Below are 6,975 nucleotides of genomic sequence, written 5' to 3' on the forward strand. Positions count from 1 at the left end.
GCTCGGCGACCAGCCGGCCGCGGCTGCGATCGGGGTCGCAGGCATAGGGGGCACGGGGGGCTGCCATTCCGACGGACACGGCGAATTTAGTCCCTATCCATTTGATTCTGCGTATGGTGGCACTTAACTATGCCGGATGCGGGATACCAAATGAATTGGGCACGTGGACCCGACAAGTGAATTTGGTATGACCGGGGGACTATCGGAGACGAGCTATGACGACTGCTGTGACCATCAGTGACCGCGCGGCCCGCCGGATTGGGGAGATCCTCAAGGGCGAAGGCACAGGCGCGATGCTGCGCATCTCGGTCGAAGGCGGCGGCTGCTCCGGCTTCCAGTACAAGTTCGACATCGACCGCGACCGCACCGACGACGACCTCGTCATCGAGCAGGAGAGCGCGGTGGTGCTGGTCGATTCCGCTTCCCAGCCGTTTTTGGCGGGCTCGCAGGTCGACTTCGTCGACGACCTGATCGGCGCCTCGTTCCGCGTCAACAATCCAAATGCGACGGCGTCCTGCGGCTGCGGGACCAGCTTCTCGATCTAGCCCGACTTAAAAATCCGCAAAACAACCCCATGCACAGTAGCCGGGACGCCGGCAGGTGCGTTTCGGCTTTTGCGAATACCATTTGACCCGTCGGGCAAAACAGGGGTAGGATGTCATCATCGCGAGATCCCCAGGCTGGGGGCTCGATCGGGCACACGCGCGGCGGTTCGAGACGCCCGATGCTGAAGCGGCCCTACCCCGTCAATCCCGAGTGGCTTCGCTGAAACCCTGGCTGCGCTAGCGGAGGGAGGCGATTGTTTTTGGTATCGCGACATAATACATGCGAGCGATGATCAGGGAGCTTTCGGGGCACGTTCGCTGCGTTGATTTTCCAACAGCGGCGCGTTCCGAAGGGGTTTCCAACCGACGTTGCCAGAGTGGCCCGCCGAAAACTGGTGCAGTTGAACAACGCAACAATGCTCGGTGATCTCGTGGCGCCGCCGGGCAACAGGCTGGAAGCTTTGCGGGGCAGCCTGGCTGGCAAGCATTCGATCCGAATAAACGATCAGTGGCGGATCCTATTCCTGTGGAGCGATCAGGGACCGGAGGAGGTCGAGATCGTGGATTATCATTGAAAGGCTTGCGGCCATGGTCAAGAAACTTCCCCCAGTTCATCCCGGAGAAGTCCTGCGCGAGGAATTCCTGCGCCCCTTAGACCTCTCGCCCTACGCAGTGGCCCGTGCTGTCGGCGTGCCGCGCACACGAATTGAGCGGTTGGCCAATGAGCAAACCCCGGTGACCGCCGACACCGCCCTTCGGCTCGGCAGATATTTCGGCACCTCGGCCGCGTTCTGGATGGGTATCCAGACACAGTATGACCTGGAACGGGCTGAGGACGAATTGGGCGCCACGTTGCGCAAGATCGCCCCGGCGCGCGAGGCTAAACCGGCGGCGTGATCGAAGGTTCGGATATCCTCGCGCAATCGCGTGCGCCAAGTGATTGCGCCACGGCGAACGTGTACTGCCCATCTTCAGCGGTCGTAGCGCCACTAGCGGTAGTCAATTATCCAATGCGCATGATCCATCGTCTGCTCTGTTGCTTCGCCCTCTTCCTTGCGATCGCAGCCCTTCCGGTGCCTTCCGCGAACGCTGCCGAAACCTGCCCGTTCATTAGCGCCCAGGAGCTCGCCGGCGCGATGCCGGCGCTCAAATGGTCGCTGATTTCAAATCAGGATGGCCGCGGCTGCATCTACCAGGCCGGGCGCGGCGACACGATGATGCTCACCGTGTTCCGCAATCCCGACAAGGACCGCGCCAGGGAATTGTATGCGACCTTCGTCAAGACGCTTGGCGAGCGCATGCCGCTGAGCGCAGTGGCGGGAATCGGCGATGAAGGCCAGCGCAGGACTGCCGCCGCCGGCGCGCAGCGCCAGGAGGCCTCGATCGTCACCTTGTCCGGCGACTACATTCTGCAGATCAGCATCTATCCAATCGGCCGGCGCGCCGATGACGCGTTGCTCGGGCCGCTCACCGAAGCCGCGCGCATTGCCATCGCCAAAGTGAGCAAGAGCAGCGAACGGTTCGGCGATTGCGAATGGCTCACGCCTGGGGATGCCGACGGCTTCCTCGACAAGAGCACGCTGCAGGTCCAGCGGACCGGCGCGGGCAGCTGCATGATGTTCGATCGTGAGGCCAACGCCATGACAGTCGCGGTGATCTCGATCTCGCGTGACACGGTCATCAGCATGATGAAACGCGCCGGCCCGTGCACACACGTCGCGATCCCTGAACTCGGCGGCGAAGCGTTCGGCGAGCATTCCTGCACCAAGGGCAACGGCAATGCCGTCAACATCTTTGTCTGGAAGAACGGCAGGCAGGCCTCGATCCTGTTCGCCCCGGTCAAGCCGCATCCGGAGTCCGGCTCGGTCGAACGCCTGAAGGCGGTCGCCGGGCGAGTCTATGGAAAGCTGTGACGGTGCCGCGTTACACTGCATCGCGTGGACCGCGGTTCAGTCCCCCGCAAGCTTCTGTCCCAGCGCGTAAAGCCTGCAATCTTCGCCGCGCGAGTTGATCTTGCATTTCATCACAGCAGGCTCGCGCGCCTCGAGAGCTGTGCGGGCAAATCCAGTCCCGCAATGGCCGTGCGTGCTCACTGCGAAGGCCTTGGCGTCGTCAGGATTGGCAAGGTAGTCGGCGAACGCCGCCTGACAGGCGGCGACAGCCCCCGGCGGGATCGGTAGCTCAGCGAACAACGGCGCCTCGATGACAGTCCTGGTTGGAAGACCCAACTTTTCAAGGAAGGGATCGACGGCCGGAAACCAGCTGTCTGCCGGCGCGAGCACAACGGTATTGTGGCCGTTCGGTTCGAACGGAGGCAGCATATGCAACTGCGCAGGCGCGCCGCCAGCGCTGTAGGCCGCGAACATGCGCTGTACCAGGTCTGGACCGTAGAATTGATCGTTCTCGGCATAGAGCCAAAGCATGGGGATACGGGCCGTATGCCCCAATGCGGCTGATGTATCGACCAGATTATCAGGCGGGCAAGGTTGGTTGGGTGCGGAGAAGCTATGCCGGCCGCCATCAAAATTCACTGCGCCAACGACGCCCGGTATGTTCTGTGCAGCGACGGCCATCACGGCGAGCCCCCCAACGGAATGGCCGAGCAAGACAACATGGTCAGCGTCGACCCACGGCTCATTGCGCAGTGAAGCGACCGCCGCAATGACATCGTCGCTGGCAGCACGCGTGGCCGGAAGATAGTCGCAGCCCTCCCGCGCCGACTCGGAAAACCCGCCCCCGGATCGGCCATAGCCACGACGCATGACCGAGACCACTGCATATCCTCGCTGCGCGAAAGCGACGGCCGCCTTGCTGTATCCGACCGGAGAGCGGTCGAGGATCTCGGCGAAGAATTGATTGCCGGAAGGCATTCCGTGAGTGATCACGACGAGAGGAAATTTGCCGGGGCGATCAGGACGAATGACGAAGCTTTCGAGCGACACACGGTTGCCGGAGATCACGACAGGCAACATCACATGCGCGCTCATCAACGGCCCGTCGCCGGCGCGGGCAGAGGCCGTGAACAAGATCAGAAGCAGGGCAAGGAGGCGCATGGCGGCGCAAGGTAACACGGCGCATCTGGAGCGCCAGCGCCCGGCTGACCGGTGCGAAGCGCATATTCATGCAGGGGGTTAACGCCTACGCCCCCGTCATCTGCCTTTCCTCATCCGTCCACTCCACCTCGACCGGCATCAGTTCCGGCTGAAGCGGCACGGCCTCGGACATCGAGTGGCCGTCCAGCGCGCGCAGCAAGGCCGCGGCCAGCGCAGGCTTGCGCAACGGCTTCGGCAGGAAGTCCGACATGCCTGCCTCGCGGCAGATCTTGACGTCCTCCTGGAACGCGTTGGCGGTCAGCGCGATGATCGGCAGGGCTTCGAAGCGGCCGCCCTGCGCGCGGATGGCGCGCGTCGCGGCCAGGCCGTCCATGTCGGGCATGCGCACGTCCATCAGCACGACGTCGTAATCGCCCTCGGAGGCCGCCTCGACGGCCTGGACGCCGTCGGTGACGACGCGCAGCTCGACGTCGAAGGCCCCCAGCATCTTGCTCACGACCATGCGGTTGACGGCATCGTCCTCGGCGACCAGCACCTTCAGCGGCCGGTCGAGCTCGGCGATGCGGGCCTTGAGCTCGTCTGCCTCGTCGCGGCCGGCCGCCTGGTCGGAGGCCTGCGCCTGGCTCCAGGGCAGCACCAGCGTGAAGCGGAAGGTCGAGCCCTCCCCCGGCGTCGAGGTGACGCCGATGGTGCCGCCCATCTGCTCGATGATGCGCCTGCTGATCGCAAGCCCAAGCCCGGTGCCACCGAAGCGACGGCTGATCGAGGCGTCGGCCTGCGCGAAGTCGCTGAACAGCTGTCCGACCTTCTCGGGCGCAATGCCGATGCCGCTATCGGTCACCGTCCATTCGACGGTCGCAAGCAGATCACGCCGCGCCTGACAGGTCACGGCGATCGTCACCTCGCCTTCGTCGGTGAATTTCACTGCGTTGGACGCGAGGTTGAGCAGCACCTGCCGGATGCGTGCGACGTCGCCGCGCAGCGTCGGCGGCAGGCTCGGATCGAGTTCGACCTTGACCGTAAGCCCCTTGCCCTTGGCGCTCGCGCGCACGACGGTTGCGACCGTCTCGACCAGCGTCTGCGGCGCGAAGTCGATCGCCTCGAACGCGAAGCGGCCGGCCTCGAGCTTGGACAGATCGAGGATGTCGTTGAGGATGCGCTGGAGATTGTCGCCGGACTCGCGGATCGTGGTGACGGCCTCGCGCTGCTCCGGATCGAGTTCCGTTTCGAGCAGCATGCTGGCGAGCCCGAGCACGCCGTTCATGGGCGTGCGGATCTCGTGGCTCATCACCGCGAGGAAGTCGGACTTGGCGCGGCTCTCGGCCTCGGCCTTCTCGGCGCGCCAGCGCTCGGTGACGTCGCGGCCGAAGCCGCGATAGCCCAAAAATTGCCCGTCGCGATCATAGGCCGGCTTCGCGGTGAGCGACCACAGCCGCGCCTCGCCGCCGGCGACGACCTTGAGATTCATCTCGTGCAGCGGCTCGGCATGCTCCATCAGGCCGACGATGTTGTACGCGGCCGCCTTGTCCTCGGGGCAGAGCATGTCGAGCACGTCGGCGAAGAGCGATCCCTTGAGCAGTGGAAGCGGCAATTGCGCGACATCGGCGAAGCGTTCGGGCACGTCGACCAGATGCCCCTCGGCGTCGGTCTGCCACAGCCAGTCGCTGGCGTTCTCCTGGAAGTCCTTCAGCAACAGCGAGATGATCTCGGTCTGGCGTTCGAGCTCGAGCTGGGCCTTGAGATTGCCGAGGAACAAATTGCCTTGCGAGACGATGTTGCGCGCCATGAAGAACGCGAACAGCATCAGGAACACCGCCGTCACCAGATACGGTCCGGCCCCGCAGAGCAGCAGCGCGCCGGCGCAACCGACGGTCATGGTTGCGAGATAGACGAGACCCGCACGCGGGAAAGTCGACAGCGTGAAGGCGCCCCCCGACATCATGCCGACCATCAGGCAGGCGAGAATGAGCTGGCTGGTCGGCTCGACGCGGCTGAACAGAGCCAGCGGCAGCGTGCCCCAGATCGCGGCGAGGAAGAATGCCTGCCGCAGCATGTGCCGCGCGGCGCGGGCCGAGGCTTCCTGCGGCGGATTCCGGTGCGACCGCCGCCACGACCGAAACGCGATCAGCGCGACGGCAGAGAGCGTGAGGCCCCAGATCGCGAGGAAGTCGTTCCAGCCCCTGCCCCAGAACAGGATCAGCACGATGGCGACGTTGAGCATGGTGACGGCCATCGTCACCGGGATCAGCCGCGTCACCGCGTCGATCTGCTTGGCGCGGATGCGGCGCAGCTCGCGCTCGCTGAGACCGGCGGTCAGGCTGTCCTCGATCTCGAAGCCGCCGAGCCAATACAGGAGCGCGCCGACGAGGCCGTCGCGCGGCTCAGCTGGTTGTGAAGTTTTGACCGGCCATCCCATCCGTAGAACCTTTTCCGTATCAATGGCCTGCGGCCGGCTTAAGCCGGGTTAATTTTGTGGGAGATTTTGCGGCGTCCTTGACGGGCGCGTTTGCAGTTTGTTCTAACAAGCGCCCCTGCCCGGAGCCGCCCCCATGCCCATCAGAGTTGCCACCTGGAACGTGAACTCGGTCCGGCAGCGGATCGATCTCCTCCTGACCTGGCTCAGGGAGTGCCAGCCGGACATCGTCTGCCTGCAGGAGATCAAATGCGTCGACGAGGCCTTCCCGCGGCTGGAGATCGAGGCGCTCGGCTACAACGTCGTCACCCATGGGCAGAAGACGTTCAACGGCGTTGCATTGCTCTCGAAGCTGCCGTTCGACGAGACCAAGTCTGGACTCGCGGGCGACGATGAGGACGCGCATGCCCGCTTCCTCGAGGGCGTGGTGACGCTCAAGCGCGGCGTGCTGCGCATCGCCTGCCTCTATCTGCCCAACGGCAATCCGGTCGGGACCGAGAAATATCCCTATAAACTCAAATGGATGTCGCGGCTTCTTGAGTATTCGAAGGAGCGTCTCAAGACCGAGGAGCCGCTGATCCTCGCAGGCGACTTCAACGTCATCCCGCATGCCCGCGACGTCCACAATCCCGCGGCCTGGACCGAGGACGCGCTGTTCAAGCCCGAGACGCGGGAGAGTTTTCAGTCCCTGCTCGGCCTCGGCCTGACCGACGCCTTGCGCGCCGTCACCGACGAGCCCGGCCTCTACACCTTCTGGGACTACCAAGCCGGGGCCTGGCAGAAGAACCACGGCCTGCGGATCGACCATCTGCTGCTGTCGCCCCAGGCCAGCGACCGGCTCGCCAATGTCGGGATCGACAGCTATGTGCGGGCCTGGGAGAAGCCGTCGGACCACGTGCCGGTGTGGGCGGATCTGGATCTGGAGGCGGCGTAACGTGCGCAGGCCGCCAGCGGCAGGCGCAGC

The 6,975-nt window shown here is 64.4% G+C and carries 6 protein-coding genes and 1 pseudogene; 5 read left to right on the top strand and 2 right to left on the bottom strand.

The window, feature by feature from the left end; all coding sequences use genetic code 11:
• Window positions 1-215 precede the first annotated feature (215 nt).
• The 4 genes and pseudogenes from erpA (at window position 216) to PMI42_RS12775 (ending at window position 2,458) form a co-directional block, all read left to right on the top strand.
• On the top strand, window positions 216-545 hold the full coding sequence (gene erpA, locus PMI42_RS12760) for an iron-sulfur cluster insertion protein ErpA (protein WP_008134590.1): 330 nt from the start codon (window positions 216-218) through the stop codon (window positions 543-545).
• Between the two features lie 314 nt (window positions 546-859).
• Window positions 860-1,120, top strand: a pseudogene (locus PMI42_RS12765) (type II toxin-antitoxin system RelE/ParE family toxin); the annotation flags it as partial.
• Between the two features lie 13 nt (window positions 1,121-1,133).
• Window positions 1,134-1,442: a HigA family addiction module antitoxin gene (locus PMI42_RS12770; RefSeq protein WP_008134591.1), complete on the top strand. Its 309-nt coding sequence runs from the start codon at window positions 1,134-1,136 to the stop codon at window positions 1,440-1,442.
• 239 nt (window positions 1,443-1,681) lie between these two features.
• Window positions 1,682-2,458: a hypothetical protein gene (locus tag PMI42_RS12775; RefSeq protein WP_240535235.1), complete on the top strand. Its 777-nt coding sequence runs from the start codon at window positions 1,682-1,684 to the stop codon at window positions 2,456-2,458.
• Between the two features lie 36 nt (window positions 2,459-2,494).
• Here the strand turns inward: PMI42_RS12775 and PMI42_RS12780 are convergent, their stop codons facing one another.
• Together PMI42_RS12780 and PMI42_RS12785 are read right to left on the bottom strand one after the other, a co-directional pair.
• On the bottom strand, window positions 2,495-3,598 hold the full coding sequence (locus tag PMI42_RS12780) for a dienelactone hydrolase family protein (RefSeq protein WP_008134596.1): 1,104 nt from the start codon (window positions 3,596-3,598) through the stop codon (window positions 2,495-2,497).
• Window positions 3,599-3,683: 85 nt separating this feature from the next.
• Window positions 3,684-6,014 carry an ATP-binding protein gene (locus PMI42_RS12785; RefSeq protein ID WP_008134597.1) on the bottom strand — a complete coding sequence of 777 codons (2,331 nt, stop codon included), beginning with the start codon at window positions 6,012-6,014 and terminating at the stop codon, window positions 3,684-3,686.
• A gap of 133 nt (window positions 6,015-6,147) precedes the next feature.
• Between PMI42_RS12785 and xth the strand changes: the two genes are divergently transcribed.
• Window positions 6,148-6,945 (top strand): exodeoxyribonuclease III, encoded by a 798-nt coding sequence (xth, locus tag PMI42_RS12790; protein WP_008134599.1) that lies wholly within the window; start codon window positions 6,148-6,150, stop codon window positions 6,943-6,945.
• The last annotated feature ends 30 nt before the right edge of the window (window positions 6,946-6,975 follow it).

It is taken from the genome of Bradyrhizobium sp. YR681 (assembly GCF_000282615.1).
Classification (GTDB): Bacteria; Pseudomonadota; Alphaproteobacteria; order Rhizobiales; family Xanthobacteraceae; genus Bradyrhizobium.